Below are 22439 nucleotides of genomic sequence, written 5' to 3'. Positions count from 1 at the left end.
CGCGGTCGCCGGATGCAGTAGCAGGGCCAAGAGTGCAGACAATCTTCGTGCGTCGGGTCACGGGGAAAGCCTAGTCAATCCGGGGAACGAACTCTATTCGGCGGGCGAACGCTCGGTGACACCGAAGTGAGCGTCAGAGGACGGTCAGCGGCAGGGCCGTCGGATGCACCGGAGCGGGCAGTTCGGACGAACCAGTCAGGTACACGTCGACCCCGCGTGCAGCCGAACGCCCCTCCGCGATCGCCCACACCACCAACGACGCTCCGCGGTGCGCGTCGCCGCACACGAACACGCCGGGCGTCGACGTCTGCCAGTCCGCCGCGCACGACAACGAACCGCGGCGGTTGGTCTCGAGCCCGAGATCGTCGAGCAGCGGACCGTGCTCGACGCCCTCGAATCCGATCGCGAAAAGCGCCAGATCACAAGGTAGTTCGATCTCCTCGCCGACGGGAGTGATCACGCGTCGGCCGTGTTCGTCGCGGACGAGGCGGACCTCCGCGAGCACCATCGACCGGACGTGGCCGGACTCGTCACCGAGGAAACGTTGCACCGCAACCTCGTACCGGCGGACGCCGCCTTCGGCGTGTGCCGGCGACGTACGCAACACCATCGGCCACGCCGGCCACGGTGCCGATTTCGTGTCCCGCTCCTCCGGCAGCGCCGGGTGGTAGTCCAACTGGGTCACCGACAGCGCGCCCTGGCGGTGCGCGGTGCCCAGGCAGTCGGCGCCGGTGTCGCCGCCACCGATGATGACGACGTGCTTGCCGCGCGCGGAGATCGGCGTCGCCCCATCTCCCTCACACTCGTGGTTCGACGCGACCAGGTGCTCCATCGCCAGGTGCACCCCGTCGAGGCCCCGGCCCTGGACGTCGGGATTGTCGCGGGCGAGCAGCGCCCCGGTGGCGAGCACCACTGCATCGAAGCGCTCCCGCAGATCCGACACCGCGAGGTCCACACCGACCTCCACCTCGGTGACGAAATGCGTTCCCTCCACGCGCATCTGGGACAGGCGTCGTTCGACGACCCTCTTCTCGAGCTTGAACTCGGGGATGCCGTACCGCAACAGCCCACCGAGCCGGTCGTCGCGCTCGTACACCGTGACCTCGTGCCCCGCCCGGGTGAGCTGCTGTGCCGCGGCCAACCCCGCCGGACCCGATCCGACGACTGCGACGTTCTTGCCCGTCCGTAGCGCCGGGCGCACGGGTGGGACGAGGTCCTTCTCCCAGGCGGCGTCCGCGATGGCCTGTTCGATGCGCTTGATCGTCACGCTCCCCGTGGTGTGCGTGTCGGCCAACGCCAGCACGCACGCGGCCTCGCAGGGGGCGGGACAGACCCGGCCGGTGAACTCGGGAAAGTTGTTGGTGGCGTGCAGGCGTTCGGTGGCCGCGTCCCACCGTCCGCGCCGCACCAGGTCGTTCCACTCGGGGATCAGGTTCCCGAGCGGGCACCCCGCGCTGCTCGAATGACAGAACGGGATGCCGCAGTCCATGCACCGCCGGGCCTGCTCGGACACCTCACGGTCCCGCTCGGAGGGCGACTGGGGTGCATACACCTCACGCCAGTCGTGGATGCGTTCCTCGACGGGACGCTTGCGTGCGTCCTGCTTCGCCACGTGCAGGAATCCTTGGGGATCAGCCACGCGCCGCCTCCATGATCGCGGTGTCGACGTCGAGCCCTTCGGCGCGTGCCATCCGTGTCGCTTCGAGCACCCGCTGGTAGTCGGTGGGCATGACCTTCGTGAACAAGGCGGAACGCCGGGGCCAGTCGGCCAGGACCGACGCGGCCACCGCGGAACCCGTCCATCGCAGGTGCTGCTCGACCACCACACGCAGCCATTGCAGGTCGTCGCCGTCCGGAGTCTGCAACCGCACCATCGCGGTGTTGATCTTCGAGTGGTCGGCGTCGAGGAGGAACGCGATGCCACCCGACATGCCTGCTGCCAGGTTGCGCCCGATCGGGCCGAGGACGACGACGCGTCCACCCGTCATGTACTCACACGCGTGGTCGCCGACCCCCTCGGTGACGGCGACGGCCCCCGAATTGCGCACGCAGAACCGTTCGCCGACCCGGCCCCGCAGGTAGGCCTCGCCCGATGTCGCGCCGTACAGCAGGGTGTTGCCCGCGATCACCTGAGTCTCCGGGAGGAACAGGACGTCGTCGGCCGGGCGCACCACGATCCGACCGCCGGAAAGCCCCTTGCCCACATAGTCGTTCGCGTCACCCACCAGGTCGATCGTGATGCCGGGGGGCAGGAACGCACCGAGTGACTGCCCCGCCGACCCCTCGAGCTGGACCCGGATCGTGTCGTCCGGCAGCCCCGCCGCACCGTAGCGGCGGGTGACCTCGGATCCGAGCAACGTTCCGACCGTGCGGTTGACGTTGCGCACCGGCAGTTCGAGCCGCACCGGCAACGCGTCCTCGAGGGCGCCCTCGGCCAGCTGGATAAGAGTCCGGTCCAGGGCCAGGTCGAGCCCGTGGTCCTGGGCACGGACGCGTCGACGCTGAGGCGGGCCCGAGCCCGGGAGCGTCTCCTCGGCCGCGAACACCGGCGTGAGGTCCAGGCCACGGCTCTTCCAGTGCGCGACGCCGACCGCGGTCTCGAGCAGCTCCGGATGCCCGACCGCCTCCTCGACGCTGCGGAACCCGAGTTCCGCGAGGTGCCTGCGGACATCCGCCGCGACGAACCGGAAGAACTCCTCGACGAACTCCGGCTTGCCCGTGAATCGTTTACGCAGTTCCGGATTCTGCGTCGCTACACCCACCGGGCACGTGTCGAGGTGGCACACGCGCATCATGATGCAACCGGCCGCGATCAGTGGCGCGGTGGAGAACCCGAACTCCTCCGCCCCGAGCAGCATCGCCACCATGACGTCGCGTGCGGTGCGCAGGCCACCGTCGCACTGCACCGTGATCCGATCGCGAAGTCCGTTGAGCACCAGCGTCTGCTGCGCGTCGGCGAGGCCCACCTCCCACGGGAGTCCGGCGTGCTCGAGGGAGGTGAGCGGCGATGCGCCGGTGCCGCCGTCGTGCCCGGAGATGAGCACCACGTCGGCATGGGCCTTGCTGACCCCGGCCGCGACCGTCCCGACACCGACCGAACTGACGAGCTTGACGTGGACGCGGGAGTTCTCGTTCGCGTTCTTGAGGTCGTGGATGAGCTGGGCGAGGTCCTCGATGGAGTAGATGTCGTGGTGCGGCGGCGGCGAGATCAGTCCCACCCCCGGCGTCGAATGCCGGGTTCGCGCGATCCACGGATAGACCTTGAACGCCGGGAGTTGGCCGCCCTCACCGGGCTTGGCGCCCTGTGCCATCTTGATCTGGATGTCGGTGGCGTTGACGAGGTAGTCGCTGGTGACACCGAATCGCCCGCTCGCGACCTGTTTGACGGCGCTGCGCCGCATCGGATCGTAGAGGCGGTCGACGTCTTCCCCGCCCTCACCCGAGTTCGAGCGGCCCCCGAGTCGGTTCATTGCGATCGCCATCGTCTCGTGCGCCTCCGCCGAGATCGAGCCGTAGCTCATGGCGCCGGTGTTGAACCGCGCGAAGATCGATTCCGCCGGCTCCACCTCCTCGATAGGCACGGGTGGGCGCAGCCCGTGCCGGAACTCGAACAGTCCCCGCAGCGTCCCGCCCTCCGCGGACAGGCGATCGACCTCCGCGCTGTACTTCTCGAAGACGTCCGCCCGGCCCGTCCGGGTCGCGTGCTGCAACAGGAAGACCGTCTCGGGGGTGAACAGGTGCAGTTCGCCGTCGCGCCGGTACTGGTAGATGCCGCCGACATCGAGCCGACGATGCACCTGCGACGACGGGTTCTCCGGATACGCGGCGCGGTGCCGCAGTTCCACTTCGCGGGCGAGCACGTCCAGACCGACACCGCCGAGACGACTCACCGTCCCGGTGAAGTACTCGTCGACCACCTCGCGCGAGAGACCGATGGCCTCGAAAACTTGTGCGGCGGTATACGACCCGACCGTCGAAATGCCCATCTTGGACATCACCTTGAGCACACCCTTGCCGAGCGCGCGCAGGTAGTTCCGTACCGCGACCGACGCCTCGACGCCGGTGAGTTCGCCCTCGGCGACGAGGTCCTCGATCGTCTCCATCGCCAGGTACGGGTTGACCGCCGCGGCACCGCATCCGATCAGTAGCGCAATATGGTGCACTTCGCGCGCGTCCCCGGTCTCGACGACCAGCGCCACCTTCGTCCTCTCCTTCGTCCGGACCAGGTGGTGGTGCACCGCGGAAACCGCGAGCAGCGTCGGGATCGGCGCCCGCAGGTGGTCGGAGTCGCGGTCCGAGATCACCAGGGTGCGGAAGCCGTTCGCGATCGCCTCGCTCGCGGACGCCCGGAGGTCCTCGATGGCCTCCGCCATTCCCTCACCGCCCGCGTCCGCCCGGTACAGCGCCCGCAGCACCGTCGCCGCGAAACCCGGGCAGTCCCCGTCCGCGTTGATGTCGATGATTCTCGCCAGCTCGTCGTTGTCGAGCACCGGCCACGGCAGCACGATCTGCCGACACGACGCGGCCGTGGGTTCGAGCAGATTCTGCTCGGGGCCCATCACGCGGCGCAGCGACGTCACGATCTCCTCCCGGATCGCATCCAACGGCGGGTTGGTGACCTGCGCGAACAGTTCGACGAAGTAGTCGTAGAGCAGCCGGGGCCGCTGCGACAGGACGGCGATCGGGGTGTCGGTGCCCATCGAACCGATCGGTTCGCCGCCGGCCGTCGCCATCGGCGCCAGCAGGACGCGCTCCTCTTCCGCGGTGTAGCCGAAGGCGAGTTGTCGTCGGACCACCGACTCGTGGTCGTGGGAAATTCGGCCCCGCCCCGGCATGGAACGCAGGTCGAGCAGACCGGCGTGCAGCCAGTCCGAGTACGGCTGCTGCGCTGCGAGTTCCGCCTTCACCTCGCGGTCGGGCACGAGTCGCCCGGCCTCGGTGTCGACGAGGAACATCTCCCCCGGCTCGAGCCGGCCCTTCTCGATCACCTCGGACTGCGGGATCGGCAGCACGCCGCTCTCGCTGGCCAGCACCACTCGCCCGTCGCCAGTGCGCCACCATCTGCCGGGACGCAATCCGTTGCGGTCGAGAACCGCACCGACGACCGTGCCGTCGGTGAATGTGACGCAGGCCGGGCCGTCCCACGGTTCCATCAACGACGCATGGAACTGGTAGAACGCTCGCAACGACGCGGGCATGTCCGCGTGGTTCTCCCAGGCCTCGGGGATCATCATCAGTACGGCGTGTGGTAGTGACCGTCCGCCCAGGTGCAGGAGTTCGAGAACCTCGTCGAAGGAGGCCGAATCCGAGGCGTCGGGGGTGCAGATGGGAAACAGCCGCTCCAGATCTCCCGGGATCACCGTGCTCGCAAGCATCGCCTCGCGAGAGCGCATCCGGTTCCGATTTCCCCGCACCGTGTTGATCTCCCCGTTGTGGGCGACGAATCGGAACGGGTGCGCCAACGGCCACGACGGAAACGTGTTCGTCGAGAAACGACTGTGCACCACGGCGATCGCACTCGTCACCCGACGGTCTCGCAGATCGCGGAAGAAGAGGGCGAGCTGCACCGTCGTGAGCATCCCCTTGAACGTGATCGTCCTGCTCGACAGCGACGGAAAGTACACACCGATTCCGGCCCGCTCGACCTCTGCGGGCGTCTGCTCGGCGCGCTTGCGCAGACCGTAGACGCGGCGGTCCAGTTCGAGTCCGCCCAGCGGAGTTCCGTCCTCCGCTCGGGCGGAGACGAACAGGTACGTCATGTGCGGCATGCAGGACTGTGCGGTCCTGCCGATGTCGGCACCGATCGGGTCCACGTCCACGTCGTGCCAGCCGAGGATCTCGATGCCCTCCTGTTCCGCTATTCCGGCCACACGCTCCCGCGCGGCAATCCGGGACTGCGGATCGGTCGGCAGGAAGCAGATACCCGCCGCGAAGGTGTGGGCGCCGTCGGTGCGCGATTGCGGCAGCGCGAAAGGGACACGTTCGCGGAAGAACTCGACCGGTAGCTGAACGAGGATGCCGGCCCCGTCGCCGCTGTTGGCCTCCGCACCCGCGGCGCCGCGATGGTCGAGATTCTCGAGAGCCGACAACGCGTCGCACACGATCTCGTGGGAACGCCTGCCGTGAATGTCGGCGACCATGGCGACGCCACACGAGTCCGCTTCACGATCACGGACATAGAGGCCGCGGGAATCGGGTTGCCGAGAAAACAGCACCGGAACACCTCCACACCGGCCCACCGGAAGCTCCGCGAGCTTCGCTGCGGCCATCGCGCGTCGCGCACTTCTTCAGTGGCCCCTGGCGGGGTCACCGACTACGGGTGCCGACTGCATCGATCGGGGTCCACCGGCACTGCTGTCGACCCGTGAAGGTTGCCGAGGTTCCACACCCGGCCGGGCCAGTTTACCCCGGGAAGGCCACCCGAAGCGATGCCGTGAACGTGCTCCGCCCGCGCCGGAGAACGGCGCGGGCGGAGGGTTCGGAGGCGAACGGGGAACGGCGGATCAGGTCTTCAGCGGCCGGCCCTGAGGGTCGCGGACGGCGCCGGACAACATGAGGATTCCGTCGACGAACGCCCAGATCCAGATGACCGGGAAGATCACGAACCCGATTCCGAAAATGATGGTGATCAGGCCGAGCCAGAAGACGAGCAACTGGGTGAGTCCGATCCCGATGCTGCCGATGTACAGGCGACCGATACCGGGCAGCGAGATGAACCCGAGCAGGATCTGCAGCAGACCGGCCGTCGCGCGGGACTTGTCGGAGTACGGTTCGCCGGTGACCGGATCCCGACCGAACGGCGCGCTCGGATCGCCGTAGGCTCCGCCGTACATCCCCGGGTACCCCGATGCCGGCGGGTAGCCCGGCGCCGACGGACCCGTCGACGGCGGTGGGGTGGGCCTGCCGTACTCGGGCTGCGGAGTTCCGTACACGGGACCGGGCGAGCCGGCACCGGTGACCGGCGGCAACGGATCGCTCGACGGCGGCGGGTAGCTCGGGCCGGATCCCCAGCCCGGGCCGTTCCCGACACCCGAGTAGGTGTCCCATCCCGGACCGGCGGTGTTGCCGCCCGACGGTGGGACCGCCGACGTGCCGGACGTCGACTCGGTCATCGACGCGTCGGCCGTGGCGTCGTAGTCGAACGGTGAGCCGAACTCGGGTGGCAGCGGCGTACCGGAGGTGTCGGCCGACTTGTCGGCGGACTGATCGCCGGTGGACTCGGGACGCTTGTCCGGTTGCTCGGTCATTTCTTCTTCCCCTCGACTTCGGACGGCTCGGCGGTGTCGGCGGCGGGCGCCGCGCGGCCACCGGATCCGTGCGGCTGCAACTCCGCCGGATCCTCACGGCCCTTCTTCGCGAGAACGAAGTACGCGACGGCGGCCAGGAAGACGAGCGCCGACGTGAACGAGTTGACGCGGATACCCAAGATCTCGGACGCGTGGTCGGAGCGCATCAGTTCGATCCAGAAGCGCCCGGCGCAGTAACCGGCCACGTAGAGCGCGAACAGGCGCCCGTGCCCGATCTTGAACTGCCGGTCGACGGCCACCAGCAACACCACGATCAGCAGGTTCCACACCAGCTCGTACAGGAACGTCGGGTGCACCACCTGCTGGACCACACCGTTGGAAACCCCGTTCAAGGTGTCCACCCGGCCGGAAGCGTCGGTGCGCTCGTAGATCTCCAGACCCCACGCAACGGTGGTCTCGCGTCCGTACAGCTCCTGGTTGAACCAGTTGCCGAGTCGACCGATCGCCTGAGCCAGCACGATGGCCGGGGCGATCGCGTCGCCGAACGCCGGCAGCGGGATCCCGCGCCGGCGGCAACCGATCCAGGCGCCGACGGCGCCCAGCGCGACTGCACCCCAGATGCCGAGACCGCCCTGCCAGATCTTCAACGCGTCCGCCGGACTGCCGCCCTCACCGAAGTACGTCGGCCAGTCCGTGATCACGTGGTACAGCCGGCCACCGATCAGCCCGAACGGCACCGCCCACACGGCGATGTCGAGCACGGTGCCCTTCTCACCGCCCCGCGCGACCCAGCGGCGGTCGCCCCACACGATGGCGACGACGATGCCGACGATGATGCACAGCGCGTAGGCGCGCAGGGCCAGTGGCCCGACGTGCCATACGCCCTGCGGCGGGCTCGGAAGATAAGCGAGCAATTCGGTCGAAGTCACCATCGCAGTCACGACGCCACGTTAGCCGAGCGCACACCCTCCGCGAGTTCGGCAGTGAGCGCCCGCACCGCGTCCAATCCCTGCTCGGCCGCCGAGACGATCGCCGACCCGACGATGACGGCATCCGCGTACGACGCGATCTCCGCCGCCTGCGCCCCGGAACGAACGCCGAGACCGACGCCGACCGGGATGTCCGAATGCGCGCGGATCCGGGCGGTCAGTTCGGGGGCCATCGAGGACACTGCGTCCCGGGCACCGGTCACGCCCATCGTCGACGCGGCGTAGATGAACCCGCTGCTCGCCTCGAGGGTCATCGCGAGACGCTCCTCGGTCGACGACGGTGCGACCAGGAAGATCCGGTCCAGGTGATGTTCCTCGGACGCCGCCATCCACTCACCGGCTTCCTCGGGGATGAGGTTCGGCGTGATCAGGCCGAGGCCGCCGGCGGCGGCGAGATCACGGGCGAAGCGATCGACGCCGTACTGGAGCACCGGGTTCCAGTACGTCATGACGACGGCCTTGCCACCGACCGACGCGATCTGTTCGACGACGGTGAACACGTCGCGCACCCGGACGCCGCTGCGCAGCGCGGTCTCGGCGGCGGTCTGGATGGTCGGTCCGTCCATCACCGGATCGGAGTAGGCGATACCGACCTCGATGATGTCGCAGCCCGCGTCGACCATCGTCTTGAACACGTCGATCGACGTGGGAACGTCCGGGTATCCGGCGGGCAGATACCCGACGAGCGCGGCCCGATTCTCGTCGCGGCACTTCGCGAACGTGGGCGCCAGGCGCGAATCTCGTTGGCTCACTTGGCCGAACCTTCCTCGGTCGAATCATCAGCAGAGTCGTCGAACAGCCCGAACCACTTCGCTGCGGTGTCCATGTCCTTGTCGCCACGGCCGGACAGGCTGACGACGATGATCGCGCCCTCCCCCAGCTCGCGGCCGAGCTTGAGGGCGCCCGCGACGGCGTGGGCCGACTCGATCGCCGGGATGATGCCCTCCGTACGCGAGAGCAGCAGCAGTGCGTCCATCGCCTCGGAGTCGGTGATCGGCTCGTACGACGCGCGACCGGTGTCCTTGAGGTAGGCGTGCTCGGGGCCGACACCCGGGTAGTCCAGGCCCGCGGAGATCGAGTGCGACTCGATGGTCTGGCCGTCCTCGTCCTGCAGCAGGTACGAGTACGCACCCTGGAAAGCGCCCGGGGTGCCACCGGCGAATGTGGCTGCATGCCGACCGGTCTCGACTCCGTCGCCGGCGGCCTCGTAGCCGACGAGCTTGACCGTCGGGTCGCCGATGAACGCGTGGAAGATGCCGATGGCGTTCGAGCCACCGCCCACACACGCGACGACCGCGTCGGGCAGGCGCCCGGTCGACGCCTGCACCTGTGCACGCGCCTCGAGACCCACGACGCGCTGGAAGTCGCGCACGATCATCGGGAACGGGTGCGGGCCGGCCGCGGTGCCGAAACAGTAGTACGTGCGGTCTGCGTTGGTGACCCAGTCGCGCAGCGCCTCGTTGATCGCGTCCTTCAAAGTGGCCGAACCCGATTCGACGGAGACGACCTCGGCGCCGAGCAGACGCATCCGGGCGACGTTGAGGGCCTGCCGGGCGGTGTCGACCGCACCCATGTAGACGATGCACTCGAGCCCGAGCAGCGCACACGCGGTCGCCGTCGCGACGCCGTGCTGGCCGGCTCCGGTCTCGGCGATGATGCGCGTCTTGCCCATGCGCTTGGCGAGCAGCACCTGCCCCAGCACGTTGTTGATCTTGTGAGATCCGGTGTGGTTCAGGTCTTCCCGCTTGAGCAGGATGCGCGCGCCGCCGGCGTGCTCACGCAGCCGGGTCGCTTCGAAGATCGGGGACGGCCGGCCGGTGTAGTCGCGCTGCAGCCGGTCGAGTTCGTCGAGGAAGTTGTCGTCCGCGCGAGCCTTCTCGTACTCCGCGGTGACCTCCTCGATCACCGCCATGAGCGCCTCGGGTACGTGCCTACCGCCGTAGACCCCCCAGTGGCCACCAGGGTCCGGTTCATGGCCGGACCGCTCCGTCAGACCGGCGCTGGCGGGAGGCAGATCGCCACCCTTGGACACGAGGGCCTCATTGCGTGAACTCACCCCTCCAGTCTGCCCCAACGCCATCGAGAACGAGCGGTCGGGTCCGACGGGAAGCGTGCCGTCAGCGCGACGGCTTGGGGCACGACGGATGCGCACCCGCCGTCACGAGATCCGACACGGCGGCACGCGGATCGCCGCTGGTGACCAACCCCTCCCCGACCAGGACCGCGTCGGCACCGGCACCGGCGTACGCCAGCAGGTCCGCGGTACCACGAACGCCTGACTCGGCGATCTTCACGAGGTCCGTCGGCAGGCCCGGGGCGATGCGCCCGAACGTGTCCATGTCGACCTCGAGCGTCTTGAGGTTGCGGGCGTTGATGCCGATGACGCTGGCGCCGGCCTCGAGCGCGCGGTCGGCCTCCTCCTCGGTGTGGACCTCGACGAGCGCGGTCATCCCCAGCGACTCGGTACGGTCCAGCAGAGACGCGAGAACGTGCTGCTCGAGCGCGGCGACGATCAGCAGGATCACGTCCGCGCCGTGCGCGCGCGCCTCGTGGATCTGGTACGGCCCGACGATGAAGTCCTTGCGCAGGACCGGAATGTTCACGGCCTTGCGGACAGCGTCGAGATCGGCGAGCGAGCCGTGGAAACGCCGCTCCTCGGTGAGCACGCTGATCATCCGCGCCCCGCCGGCCTCGTATGCCGCTGCCAGCACCGCGGGGTCCGGGATGTCGGCGAGGGCGCCCTTCGACGGGCTTGCCCGCTTCACCTCGGCGATGACGCCGATTCCGGGCGCGCGCAGAGCGGCGGCCGCGTCGAGCGCCGGAGGGGCGGCAGCGGCCGCGGCCTTCACGGCAGAGAGGTCGAGAACGGCTTCACGGGCGGCGACGTCGGCGCGCACTCCGTCGAGAATCGAGTCGAGAACGGTCATCGTGGCCCGAGTCCTTTCCGGCATGTCAACCGATGTGAGGAAACTCATCGGCTCTTGACTCAGCCTAGAGGTCGCAGTTATTCGGACTCCGAGCGGGTACCCGAGGGCCCGGTGTCCTTGGTCACATCCGGTGCCGCAGGGCTTGACTCACCTGCAGCGGAGGCGCGATCGCCCCCGTCGACGGTCGGGTCCTCACCTGCGTCGAGCGCGTCCCACAGCATGCGCTGGGTCGGCGGCTCGTTCTCCGCATGCGAGGCGCCCCGCTTGGCGGTGGCCTCCCGCCGCGCCGCCGGGCTGTCGTACTTCGACGAGAGTCCTCCTGCCGCAGACGGTTTCCGGATCAGAACGAACGCGGCACCGAAGGCGACGACGGACCCCACCAGCACCAACAGCGCCGGGGCGGTGGCCACCTCGGTCGCGGTGACCTGAGTCGCAACACGTTCGAAACCCGCGATGTCGGAGGCCTTCTCGTCGGAAGCGCCGCCGACGAGCAACCCGACGGCCGGTATCGCGGCGACCACCGCGACGACGGCGACCAGGAGCCCGACCACCCGCAACAACCATCCGCGCACCGCGAAGGCGGCCGCGATCGCAGCGATCAGCGCGAGAGCGAGAGGCGTCGTGGCGGCAGCCCAGGTGCCGCCGTCGAGTTCGGTGATGCGCTCCTCGCCGAGTCCGTCCGCGGACGTCACCGTCACCCACGTCATCCGGGAGGACGCCCACAGGCACAGCGCCGCGACGGCGAGCAGCAACGCCGCCACCCCGGTTGCCCGCTTGCTGCGCGAAGCGGGGTTCGCGGTCTTCTTCTCACTCAACGCCGTTCACCTCCGAAGCGCCCCCGAAGGGCCGCAGCGTCTGCGCGGCGGCGACGGCACTGAGCGCCGACATCGCCTTGTTCCGCGCCTCCGTGTCCTCGTACACCGGATCCGAATCGGCGACCACGCCGGCGCCCGCCTGCACGTATGCCGTGCCGTCCTTGATCAACGCCGTGCGGATCGCGATCGCGGTGTCCGCGTCACCGGCGAAGTCGAGGTAGCCGACGATGCCGCCGTAGATGCCGCGCCGTGTCGGCTCGAGTTCGTCGATGAGTTCCATCGCGCGCACCTTCGGTGCGCCGGACAGCGTCCCGGCGGGGAAGCAGGCGGTGACCGCATCGAGCGCGTGCCTGCCCTCGGACAGCCGTCCGGTCACCGTCGACACGAGATGCATGACGTGGCTGTACCGCTCGATGTGCCGATAGTCGTGCACCTTGACGGTTCCCGGCTCGCACACCCGGCCGAGATCGTTACGCCCGAGGTCCACGAGCATCAGATGCTCGGAGTTCTCCTTCTCGTCGGCGAGAAGGTCCTTCTCGAGCAGGATGTCGTCCTCCTCGGTGGCACCGCGCCACCGGGTGCCCGCGATCGGGTGCGTCGTCGCGACGCCTTCCTTGACCGTGACGAGCGCCTCCGGGCTGGAGCCGACGATCGAGAAGGCCGTCTCCCCCTCCGGGCCGGGCACCTGCAACAGGTACATGTACGGGCTCGGGTTCGACGCCCGCAGCATCCGGTACACGTCGATCGGCTCTGCGGTGCAATCCATCTCGAAGCGCTGCGAGAGCACCACCTGGAACGCCTCGCCCGCCTCGATCTCGTCGATCAGCCGGCGCACGTCCGCCCCGAAGCTCTCGGTGGTCCGCTGGCGGCGGTACACGGGCTCCGGCCGCGCGAAGGTGGACACGGTCGAAGGGGCGGGCGCCGCCAGCGCCGCCGTCATCCGATCCAACCGCGCGAGCGCATCGTCGTAGGCCTCGTCGACGCGCTCGTCGGATCCGTCCCAGTTGACCGCGTTCGCGATGAGAGTGATCGCGCCCTCGTGGTGGTCGACCGCCGCGAGGTCCGTCGCGAGCAGCATCACCATCTCGGGGATCTGCAGGTCGTCCACCGCGTGGTCCGGCAGCCGCTCGAGCCGTCGGACGGCGTCGTATCCCAGGAAGCCGACCATGCCGCCGGTCAGCGGCGGCAGGTCCGGCAGACGCTCACTGCGCAGCAGTTCGAGGGTACGGCCGAGCGCGACCAGCGGATCGCCGCCGGACGGCGCTCCGGCCGGAACGTTGCCGAACCACGAGGCCTCGCCGTCGCGCACAGTGAGGGCGGCGGGACTACCCGCCCCGATGAACGACCAGCGCGACCAGGACCGGCCGTTCTCTGCCGACTCGAGTAGGAACGTGCCCGGGCGGCTGCCCGCCAACTTGGCGTAGGCGGACAGCGGGGTCTCGGCGTCCGCCAGCACCTTGCGGATGACGGGGACCACGCGATGCTCCGCCGCCAGCGACCGGAACTGCTCGCGGGTGGTGGTCGAATCGTGCCGTGGCCCCCGGCCCGGAACGGCCGAGGGAGCTGCTGGGATGGTGGTGGACTCGCCGCGCATGCACCCATCATCCCAGCAACACCGATCGCTGCCGCGGTCGCGGGTAGCGTCGGCGCCCATGAAGCCCGGAGAGCGCGCGCCCGAATTCGACCTTCCCGACCAGGACGGCATCCGCCGCACGCTGGCGTCACTACTCGCAGACGGACCGCTCGTGCTGTTCTTCTATCCCGCGGCGTCCACTCCGGTGTGTACGGCCGAGGCGTGCCACTTCCGTGATCTGGCACGCGAGTTCGCCGCGGCCGGCGCGTCCGTGGCGGGTATCAGCCGCGACGCCGTCGAGAAGCAGGCGAGTTTCGCCCGCGCGCAGGAGTTCGACTACCCGCTGCTCGCCGACGTCGACGGCACCGTCGCCCAGCAGTTCGGTGTCCGGCGAGGACTGCTCGGCCGGATCACCCCGGTCAAACGCAGCACGTTCGTCATCGACACCGACCGGACGGTGCTCGAGGTGATCTCCAGCGAGCTGCGCGCCAACCTGCACGCGGACCGCGCACTCGAGTTCCTGCGCAGCCGGACCTGATCCGGCGTCAGACCACCTGGAAGGAACGCTTTGCCAGGCCCATCCAGAAGCCGTCGATCACCTGGTCGGCGCTCTGTTCCGGATCGCTCGACGCACCGAGGGTGACGAACAGCGGCGCGAAGTGCTCGATCGTCGGGTGGGCGTACGGCATGCCGGGGGCCTGGGCACGGAAGTCGATCAACGCGTCGACGTCCCCGGCCGCCAGCTTCTCCGCCGCCCACGCGTCGAATTCCGCCGACCATCCGGGCGCCACGGCGTCGGGCGACGGATCGCGCAGGAACGGAAGACCGTGCGTCGTGAAACCGGATCCGACGATCAGCACCCCCTGCTCGCGCAGCGGACGCAGCCGCCGTCCTAGTTCGAGTAGGCGCACCGGATCGAGGGTGGGCATCGACATCTGCAGCACCGGGATGTCCGCGTCGGGATACATGACGGTGAGCGGCACGTACGCACCGTGGTCGAGACCGCGGCCGGGCTGGTGGTGAACCGGTTCGTCGTCGGGCATGAGTGCGGCGACCTGACGGGCCAGGTCGGGTGCGCCCGGCGACCGGTAGGTCACCTCGTAGAAGCGGCGCGGGAAGCCCCCGAAGTCGTACACGAGCGGTGTCCCGGTTGCAGTGGCCCCGATCGTGAGCGGCGCCGACTCCCAGTGCGCGGAGATCACGAGGATCGCCGTCGGGCGCGGCAGATCGGTGGACCACCGGGACAGCTCGTCGACCCACTGCGCGCTGTCCACCAGCGGAGGTGCGCCGTGGCTGAGGAAGATGGCCGGCATTTCGCTCACGAGAACTCCTTTGTTGAAGCTTCAACCTAACATGTTGTTCAACTTTCCCCGCTCGACCTCTGTTCCCCGCTCACGCGCCGGCGGTGCCGGTTTGGCACGCTGGTACCCGAGATCGACCTCTTCAGTGATCGGAGAAACGACCCGATGGGCGCGCAACAGAGCACCGAGACTCCCTGGCTCACCGGAGCACAGCAGGAGGCGTGGCGGACGCTCGTCTCCCTCGTGACCCGGCTGCCCGCGGCGCTCGACACCCAGCTGCAGCGCGACTCCGAGCTGACCCACTTCGAGTACTTCGTGCTCGCGGTGCTCTCGGAGGCGCCCGACCGGCGCCTGCGCCTGTCCGAACTCGCGTTCCAGGCCAACGCGTCGTTGTCACGGCTGTCCCATGTCGTGACCCGGCTCGAGAAGCGTGGGTGGGCTCGGCGCGAGACGGTGGCGGGCACGCGCGGGGCGTTCGCGGTCCTCACCGACGAGGGCTACGACAAGGTGGTCGAGGCCGCACCCGGGCACGTCGCCACCGTTCAGGCGCTGGTCTTCGAGGGCTTGGACGACAAGCAGGTCATGCAGCTGTCGACCCTGGGCAAGGCACTCGTCGATCAGCTCGACCGGGGCATCGCAGCCGGCACCGGCAAGGCCTAGCCGCATGGCGGCGGAGCCGGCATCCTCCGGCCCGTCCGCGTGGGGCGGGATGCTCACGCTGACACCCGGCGCCGTCCTCTATCGAGGCCCCGGAGGCAACGCCGATCTGCACGCGCACCATGCCGTGCAGGTCCTGATCACGCTGGACGAGCCGTTCGTCCTCGAATTCGCGGACAGCAGTCTCGAGGCCTCTGCCGCAGTCGTGCCGAGCGGTCTCCCCCACCGGCTGCGGTGCACGTCCCGCGATGCGCTCCTGATGCTGGTCGAGCCGCTGGGGCCCCGCGGCCGCGGGCTCGGCGCGGTGGGATCACGCCGCCGGGGCCAGGAGCATGCGCACACCCTCGCCCGCATCGCGACCGAGCGTGTGCGTGAGCCGAGCGCCGCGGCCACGATCGACCACCTGCTCGGAGCGATCACCTCGGAGGGACCGCCGCGATCCCGCGCGCTGTCCCGACCGGTGCGCTCGGCGGTGCAGTATCTCGAACGCAACGCCGGGACGCGGCCGACCCTCACCGGTGCGGCCGCCGAAGCGCACCTGTCCCCCTCGCGGCTGACACACCTCTTCACCCAGGAGGTGGGAATCCCGTTCCGCCGCTACGGGCTGTGGGTGCGCCTGCGTGCGGTCGCCGAACACGTCGCGGCCGGATCCGACCTCACCCGTGCGGCGGTCGCGGCCGGCTTCAGTGACTCCGCGCATTTGAGCCGGGTGTTCAAGAGGAACTTCGGCCTCACTCCGTCGGCACTGCTGGGAATGACGGTCGACCGCGACGCGTGGCCCACGGGCGGACCGACGGGGGCGGACCCCGCGTAGAAGATCAGCCGCAACGTTCAAGCCGCCCCACCGTCGCCTCTCCTACGTTCGAGGCATGGACGTTCACCTGCGACCCACCGACATCCTCGACTACGAGCGGGAACCACTTCGAGCGCTGATCGGAGCGCGCGGATGGCGCGAACTGCCGTACGCGGCGCGCATCGGCGCGGTGTACGACTTCGTCAGGGACGAAATCGAATTCGGGTACAACGCATCCGACGCGATCCCGGCGTCCCGGGTGCTCGCCGACGGGTACGGCCAGTGCAACACCAAGACCACCCTGTTGATGGCACTCCTCCGCGCCGTCGGAGTGCCCTGCCGATTCCACGGGGCGACCATCGACAAGCGTCTGCAGAAGGGCGTCGTCGAAGGCGCGCTGTACCGCATGGCACCCCGAAACATCCTGCACAGTTGGACGGAGGTGTGGTTCGACGACCGCTGGGTCGATCTCGAGGGAGTCATCCTCGATGCCGACTACCTGGCGGGCCTGCGCAACACCGTGGCGTCCACCGGGGCATTTCTCGGCTACGGGGCCGGGACCGACGACATCGCCGACCCGCCCGTGGCGTGGGTCGGCACCGACACCGCCATTCAGAAGACCGGCCGGCGTGAACGGCGATTTCGGTACGTTCGACGATCCCGACGACTTCTACCGAGCGCACGGCACCAACCTGACCGGCGTGCGAAAGTTCCTGTATCAGAGGGTCATTCGTCACGTCATGAACCGCAGGGTCGCCTCGATCCGCGGGTGTGCGATCACCCCAGCGGTTCGCCGCCCACGCCCCAGTGCTCGCGCGGAACCTCGGTGATCGTCACCCACACCGACGACGCGTTCTTTCCGGTCGCCTCGGCATAGGCCTTGGTGACGGCGGCGATGGTCTCGCGCTTCTGTTCGGCGGACAGGCCGGGCGTCTGACTGATCTGAATCAGGGGCATGCCGCCATTGTCGCCGCAATCGCTTCCGTCTCGCCCGTCGGGGCGCCACCACCACGCCCGCGCGCCGGGAGCCGAGACGACCGGGATCGATCGAAGCGGCCCTCTCGACTGCTTTCGTCAACACTGTTGACAACATTTCGTCAACACTGTTGACTGGTTCTCATCGAGTTCGACCGATCGGAAGACCTGCCACCCGGTGCGCCACGAGGCAGAAGTGATCGCCCCGATCACCGGTCCGGGCGCACACGGCCGACACCGATCGCCAGTTCCCAGCTCGAACTCATTCGTAGAAAGGGCGCAAGAATGAACCGACTTTCCGGCAAGAAGATCGTCATCACCGGAGCTGCAAGTGGAATCGGTCAGGCCGCGGCGAAGTTGATGGTCGCCGAGGGCGCACACGTTCTGATCGCCGACCTCGACCGGGAGGCCGCCGAGAGTGCCGCTGCCACCATCGGCCGGTCCGAGTCCGGTGGGCGAGCGGTCGGGACAGAGGTGGACGTGATGGACGCCGAGTCGATCCGCACGATGATCGACCACGCGGTCGCAGAATTCGGTGGAATCGATGTTCTGTGCAATCACGTCGGCGGCAGCAACCCGCGCAAGGACCTCGACCTGCTGCGACTCGACCTCGACGAGTGGGATCGTACGATGGCGCTCAACGCCCGCAGCACCGTTGTCGCGTCACAGTTGGCACTGCCTCACATGATCGCCGCGGGCGGTGGTTCGATCATCAACACCGTGTCCGTCGGCGGACTCTCCGGCGACACTCTCCAGTGCGCCTACGGAGCGGCGAAGGCAGCCGTCATCCGCCTCACCCAGTACATCGCCACCCAGTACGGAAAGCAGGGCGTTCGCTGCAACGCCGTCGCGCCCGGGGCGGTGATGACACCGGCGCTCCGGGACAACCTTCCGGCGAACGTCATCGACGACATTCGTCAGCACAACGCCCTCGACATGATCGGTGACCCTGACGACATCGGATGGGCGATGGTCTATCTCGCGTCCGACGAATCCCGGTACATGAGCGGCCAGACCCTCGTGCTCGACGGTGGACTCACCGCGCAGAGCCCGATTGCCGCGAGTCGCCGAGTGCTGCTCGACTCCTGACGGCCCCGGCTGCGGCGGTTGCCGCCGACGCTACGGGTCGGCACAGAACCGACCGGGCGGCGCGGACGATCGTGCTGCGGTCGTACGTGACGACGTAGTCGAACTCACGCTTGCCGTCGGGTCCCCCGGTGTGCAGATCCAGAGCGGAGAGGGCACACGCGAACCGGGCTCCGATGACGATCACGTTCCATTCGTCGATCAGAGGATCGTGTGGGTGCAGCCGATACCGATGGATCCCCAGATCGCTTGCCGGCGAGAACTGTTCGCCATACGCCGCCGTGAACGAAATGGTGCGGGCGAGGTCCGACCATCGGCGCTCGGTGGACGCGGGAAAGTGATGCAGCCGCTGGAAGGTTCCGACGGCGACGACCTCACTGCCGGCCGATCGCGCCTGCTCCTCCAACTGTGTGCTCATCTCGACGAGGAGACCCTTGACGCTTCGAATCCGTTCGCGTCCGGGAGAAATGAGGGAGAACGGGGTGCTGCCGGCCGGGACGGGGTCCACCTGCCAGGTCGGGCCCGCGAGCAGCGGTCGGGGCCGAGTGCTGCGCATCGGATCGGGAGTTCTGTGCAGGGATTCGAACTTCCGGCCCGAGCCGTGGCGGATCCCGAGAGCGAGAGCGTGCTCGCAGTCGCGGTCGGTGTCGATACCGTCGGCGACCACGACCGCGTTGCTGCGCTCGACGACCGCGGCGAGGGCCTGAGCCAGAGCGATCGGATCGCTGTCCGCACCGTTCGACAAACCCCCCGCTCCGACCACGATCACATCCGGCTCGATCAAAGGCAGTAAGCCGAGGGCTCGCGGGTGCGACCCGACGCCGCTGAGAGCAATGAGATCGCCCTCGGCGCGGGCACGGTCGATCAGTCCGAGGACCGGCGTGGGATCGCCGTCCAGCAATCCGGGTGTCACAACCGACACACGGGAGACGGCTGCGGCCCCGTTCGCGCTCCGGCGAGTGATGGGAACGAAAACCGGAAGCGCCCGGCGCTCGACGTCCGACGGAAACAGGTCAATGCAGTCGGCGTCGCAGTTGGCGTCCTCGCCGTTCCACACCACGGCCACACACTCGCCGTCTTCGAGCTGACGGATCGGAACCACCAACTGCGCACCCGACGACTGACCCATCGCAGCAGAATAGGTCAGTTCCCCGGATACCCGCGTGTGCGTCAGTCGGTGAACCGCTCCAGGACGGCGTGCGCGCAACGCGTCACGGTGCGGCGATCGTAGGAGACCACGTACTCGAACTCGCGTTCGCTGTCGACCGTCCCTTTGTGCAGGTCCCGGGCGGCCAGCACACAGCAGAAGTGCGATCCGAGGACGACGACGTTCCATTCGTCGACCAGCCGGTCGGTGTGGTCGAGCGGCGCGTGATGGACGTTGAAGTCGATCATCGGCTGAATGCCCACTCCGTATATGCCGGTGTAGGCCACTTGCGACGCAAGATGAGCCCAGCGGCGCCTGGAACCGGGAGTGAAATGATCGGCGTGCTGGAACGTACCCAACACGATGGTGTCCTGGCCGGCCGAAGCGGCCTGCATCTCGAGCATCTTGCTCATCGACACCAACAGTCGCTTGAGGCTGCGCGTCGTCCGGCGACCGGGTGCGGCGATGGTGAAGGGCGTCGAACGCCCGTCCGACGCGCCCCCGGGCCGGGAGCGCGGTCCCGGATCGAAGTCACCGTGACCCGCGACCGATGCGGCCGTCGCCGGAGGGAACGAGCCGATCCCGAACCGCGCTCCGACGCCGAGCGCGCGGCGCCGCTGCAGGTCACTGTCGACGCCGCGCGCGATCACCAGGGCGTCGGTTCGCTCGCGGTAGGCCGCGACTGCATGCGCTGCCCGTGCCGTCAACGCGTGAGCGGGGCGTGAAACGAGGTCGGCCGACGTGATGATCACGTCCGGCTCGACCAGGGACAAGAGCGCCAGCGACTGCGGGCGCTCACCCACCTCGTCCACGGCGATCGCCACTCCCATGGAACGAGCCGCCGCGATGCGTCCGAGTGCCCGTGCCGGATGCGCCATGACGGCGTCCTCGGTCACGGTTGCGATGAGGCGCACACCGTCGTCGACTCCCGCGAGGTTCGCACTCACAGCGATCTCCACGTCAAGTAGAGCCAGCTGCGGTACGGCGGACTCCTCCTCCGCATACGCCCGCGCCGCGGCCAGGGTGAATTCGTCGAGCAGACCCGTCTCACCCATCGAGCGCGCAGTGGCCCGTAGGACACCGGGAGCCGCGAAGGCAGAATCCTCGGCGCCGCGGAGCTGAAGCTCCACAGCGGTCAGGGCGGCGGTATCCAGGCAGCGGACGGGAGCGCGGTGCACACGGAGCGGGATGCCGTGGAACGCGGGGGCAGAGCCCGCCGAGGCGGGTTCCGGTGCAGTTGTCTCCATCGGCCCACCATGCCAGACGCCCGGTCCAGAACCTTTCAGCACCTAATTCATATCGATTCGATAACCTTGCATAACGTTTCGGTATCGTTGGACGACCATCGCGATTTCGGCGGTTTCCGCAGCTCAATACGTACTACACGGGGTCTACGCTCGCCGCATGACAGCAATCGGAGACAGCCCAACTGCGGACACGGCTCCCTCCGTGCCCGTTTCGTTATACGAACTCGCGACGGCACCCGTCACGACCGCCAGGCGCGCGGAGCGCACACCGCGGGTGCCGACGGCGGCGTATCTGTCTTCGCTCTATCGCGACGAAGTCGATGCACTCGCCATTGCGACGTGCAGACCGACCTCCGTGGTTCGTCGCGGCACCGGGTTCCTCCTGTGCGTGGAGTTCGAGTTCGACCGGTTCCTCCTCGCCACCAACTCTCCGCTCGGCACCCTCGATCCCAGCCCTCGACGTACAGAGCCCCCGCGATGGGTAGTGCAGTTCTTCGCTCGCGACGACGGCAACGAACGGTTCCTGGTGGAGGCCGCGAACGAATGGCTGATCGACGCATTCGACGAGGCCCTGATCCGGGTCTGCCGGCAGGGACACTGGGTGCGGGCCGATTTGAAGTACGGGCACCTGACCGCGCCGCGCGAGGCCGCGACGGCCTAGTTCGACAGGTGCGCGGCGCGGTCGGGCCGAGGTGTCACGGGCCGAGGTGTCACGGGCAGGCCGGTGTGACGATGTCGTAGATCCGTTCGGCCTGATCCTGCGAGGGTTCGGTTCCCTTGTTGGCCGCCAGCACACGGATCTTCTCGGTGACCTGCTCCTCGCTGACCCCGTTCGCCAGGTCGTTGCAGGACGCGATGACGATGTTCTCGATGCTGTCGTCGTCCCGGTCCTCGGAGAGATCCGAGTACCCGCTCCGAAATGCGACCACGAACGCATCGAGCTTCGCCTGATCGAACGTGCCCAGCTGGTCGGTCGATGTGACCGATGTGGGGGTCGATTCTTCGCTCTCCGTCTCGGTGGTCGCGGGCATCTCCATCGACGTCTGCATCGTGGTGTCGGTGCTGTCGTCGTTGCCGTCTCCGCACCCCGCCAACGGCAGCACGGCGCCGGCACCCACCAGAGCGGTGGCGATGATCTTCTTCATGCGACTTGCCTCTCTCTTCGGCTATTCGGAAGTTGGAGTGGAGGGAGCGAACTGCTGCTCGAACAGGCGAGCGGCCTCCTCGAGCACGGATCGATGGATTCGGGCCAGCGGACGGAACTGGGCGACCAGCGGTTCGAGATCCAGGCTGTGTCCGATGACGGTGCCGGTGAGCAACCAGGGAAACCGATCCGGCTCCGAGCCCTGCTCGGCGGGCACTTGTTCGACGAGGCCGCAGCAACGGTGCAGCCGGCGCGCGATCCATTCCTCGACAGTCCGCGGCCACCACGGTTCGAGGGACAGTGGTGTGACGGTCAGGCCCGGCATGTCGATGTCCGACTCCCGGTCTCGGCTCCGACAATCTGCGGCATCGCGTTCGGGGCCGGCGGAGTAGCGCAGGAAGATGCCGTGTGTGGACGCCGTGAGGGCGACCAGCTCGGCCAACGTGGTGATCGTGACGAGCTGCGCCCCCGGCGGCTCCCGATTCGAGACCGCGCCGGTCACGAGTAGGTCCTCCGGACTCTCGATCGCACGAAGCTC

At 68.5% G+C, this 22439-nt stretch carries 20 protein-coding genes and 1 pseudogene; 6 read left to right on the top strand and 15 right to left on the bottom strand.

Annotated features, from left to right (window positions below):
• Positions 1-133: 133 nt before the first annotated feature.
• From A6I89_RS05570 to A6I89_RS05530, 9 genes are all read right to left on the bottom strand, one after another.
• Entirely contained in the window at positions 134-1639 is a 1506-nt protein-coding gene (locus A6I89_RS05570) for a glutamate synthase subunit beta (RefSeq protein ID WP_022596221.1), read from the bottom strand.
• Entirely contained in the window at positions 1632-6215 is a 4584-nt protein-coding gene (gene gltB, locus A6I89_RS05565) for a glutamate synthase large subunit (protein ID WP_022596222.1), read from the bottom strand. The genes A6I89_RS05570 and gltB overlap by 8 nt, the downstream gene beginning before the upstream one ends.
• Positions 6216-6503: 288 nt before the next feature.
• On the bottom strand, positions 6504-7247 hold the full coding sequence (locus A6I89_RS05560; RefSeq protein WP_022596223.1) for a TM2 domain-containing protein: 744 nt from the start codon (positions 7245-7247) through the stop codon (positions 6504-6506).
• On the bottom strand, positions 7244-8179 hold the full coding sequence (lgt, locus tag A6I89_RS05555; protein ID WP_022596226.1) for a prolipoprotein diacylglyceryl transferase: 936 nt from the start codon (positions 8177-8179) through the stop codon (positions 7244-7246). The genes A6I89_RS05560 and lgt overlap by 4 nt, the downstream gene beginning before the upstream one ends.
• A gap of 5 nt (positions 8180-8184) precedes the next feature.
• Positions 8185-8988 (bottom strand): tryptophan synthase subunit alpha, encoded by an 804-nt coding sequence (trpA, locus tag A6I89_RS05550; protein WP_022596228.1) that lies wholly within the window; start codon positions 8986-8988, stop codon positions 8185-8187.
• Positions 8985-10292, bottom strand: coding sequence for a tryptophan synthase subunit beta (trpB, locus tag A6I89_RS05545; protein ID WP_013416177.1), 1308 nt, complete (start codon positions 10290-10292; stop codon positions 8985-8987). Before trpB ends, trpA begins: the two co-directional genes overlap by 4 nt.
• A gap of 61 nt (positions 10293-10353) precedes the next feature.
• Entirely contained in the window at positions 10354-11163 is an 810-nt protein-coding gene (trpC, locus tag A6I89_RS05540) for an indole-3-glycerol phosphate synthase TrpC (protein WP_013416178.1), read from the bottom strand.
• A gap of 77 nt (positions 11164-11240) precedes the next feature.
• The gene (locus A6I89_RS05535) at positions 11241-11978 is read right to left on the bottom strand and encodes a TIGR02234 family membrane protein (protein ID WP_022596230.1); all 738 of its coding nucleotides are present in this window, start codon (positions 11976-11978) and stop codon (positions 11241-11243) included.
• Positions 11971-13572, bottom strand: a complete 1602-nt coding sequence (locus tag A6I89_RS05530) for an anthranilate synthase component I (protein ID WP_022596231.1) — start codon at positions 13570-13572, stop codon at positions 11971-11973. The genes A6I89_RS05535 and A6I89_RS05530 overlap by 8 nt, the downstream gene beginning before the upstream one ends.
• 58 nt (positions 13573-13630) lie before the next feature.
• On the opposite strand from A6I89_RS05530, the gene A6I89_RS05525 reads away from it, so the two are divergent.
• Positions 13631-14089, top strand: coding sequence for a peroxiredoxin (locus tag A6I89_RS05525; RefSeq protein ID WP_005512861.1), 459 nt, complete (start codon positions 13631-13633; stop codon positions 14087-14089).
• Positions 14090-14096: 7 nt separating this feature from the next.
• Here the strand turns inward: A6I89_RS05525 and A6I89_RS05520 are convergent, their stop codons facing one another.
• The gene (locus tag A6I89_RS05520) at positions 14097-14864 is read right to left on the bottom strand and encodes a dioxygenase family protein (RefSeq protein WP_022596232.1); all 768 of its coding nucleotides are present in this window, start codon (positions 14862-14864) and stop codon (positions 14097-14099) included.
• A gap of 153 nt (positions 14865-15017) precedes the next feature.
• Between A6I89_RS05520 and A6I89_RS05515 the strand changes: the two genes are divergently transcribed.
• The 3 genes and pseudogenes from A6I89_RS05515 to A6I89_RS25135 form a co-directional block, all read left to right on the top strand.
• The gene (locus A6I89_RS05515; RefSeq protein ID WP_005512859.1) at positions 15018-15512 is read left to right on the top strand and encodes a MarR family winged helix-turn-helix transcriptional regulator; all 495 of its coding nucleotides are present in this window, start codon (positions 15018-15020) and stop codon (positions 15510-15512) included.
• A 4-nt stretch (positions 15513-15516) separates the two neighbouring features.
• Positions 15517-16323 (top strand): helix-turn-helix transcriptional regulator, encoded by an 807-nt coding sequence (locus A6I89_RS05510; protein WP_005512858.1) that lies wholly within the window; start codon positions 15517-15519, stop codon positions 16321-16323.
• Positions 16324-16378: 55 nt separating this feature from the next.
• Positions 16379-16714: pseudogene (locus A6I89_RS25135) on the top strand (transglutaminase-like domain-containing protein); the annotation flags it as partial.
• A 365-nt stretch (positions 16715-17079) separates the two neighbouring features.
• On the opposite strand, the gene A6I89_RS05500 reads toward A6I89_RS25135, so the two are convergent.
• Positions 17080-17259 carry a tautomerase family protein gene (locus A6I89_RS05500; RefSeq protein WP_005512856.1) on the bottom strand — a complete coding sequence of 60 codons (180 nt, stop codon included), beginning with the start codon at positions 17257-17259 and terminating at the stop codon, positions 17080-17082.
• 303 nt (positions 17260-17562) lie between these two features.
• On the opposite strand from A6I89_RS05500, the gene A6I89_RS05495 reads away from it, so the two are divergent.
• Entirely contained in the window at positions 17563-18366 is an 804-nt protein-coding gene (locus A6I89_RS05495) for an SDR family NAD(P)-dependent oxidoreductase (RefSeq protein ID WP_005512855.1), read from the top strand.
• Here A6I89_RS05495 and A6I89_RS05490 read toward each other — a convergent pair.
• Together A6I89_RS05490 and A6I89_RS05485 are read right to left on the bottom strand one after the other, a co-directional pair.
• Positions 18314-19492: a DICT sensory domain-containing protein gene (locus A6I89_RS05490; RefSeq protein ID WP_022596234.1), complete on the bottom strand. Its 1179-nt coding sequence runs from the start codon at positions 19490-19492 to the stop codon at positions 18314-18316. The genes A6I89_RS05495 and A6I89_RS05490 overlap by 53 nt on opposite strands.
• A 41-nt stretch (positions 19493-19533) precedes the next feature.
• Positions 19534-20757, bottom strand: a complete 1224-nt coding sequence (locus A6I89_RS05485; RefSeq protein WP_044991084.1) for a DICT sensory domain-containing protein — start codon at positions 20755-20757, stop codon at positions 19534-19536.
• A 355-nt stretch (positions 20758-21112) separates the two neighbouring features.
• On the opposite strand from A6I89_RS05485, the gene A6I89_RS05480 reads away from it, so the two are divergent.
• Positions 21113-21418 carry a hypothetical protein gene (locus tag A6I89_RS05480; protein WP_237171242.1) on the top strand — a complete coding sequence of 102 codons (306 nt, stop codon included), beginning with the start codon at positions 21113-21115 and terminating at the stop codon, positions 21416-21418.
• Positions 21419-21467: 49 nt separating this feature from the next.
• On the opposite strand, the gene A6I89_RS05475 is transcribed toward A6I89_RS05480, so the two are convergent.
• Together A6I89_RS05475 and A6I89_RS05470 are read right to left on the bottom strand one after the other, a co-directional pair.
• Positions 21468-21902 (bottom strand): hypothetical protein, encoded by a 435-nt coding sequence (locus tag A6I89_RS05475; protein ID WP_022596239.1) that lies wholly within the window; start codon positions 21900-21902, stop codon positions 21468-21470.
• 21 nt (positions 21903-21923) lie between these two features.
• On the bottom strand, positions 21924-22403 hold the full coding sequence (locus A6I89_RS05470; RefSeq protein WP_005512847.1) for a DUF6098 family protein: 480 nt from the start codon (positions 22401-22403) through the stop codon (positions 21924-21926).
• Positions 22404-22439: the final 36 nt, after the last annotated feature.

This window comes from Prescottella equi (assembly GCF_002094305.1).
GTDB lineage: Bacteria > Actinomycetota > Actinomycetes > Mycobacteriales > Mycobacteriaceae > Prescottella > Prescottella equi.
The sequence above is the reverse complement of the archived record's forward strand: the minus strand, read 5'-3'. Positions and strand labels throughout refer to the sequence as shown.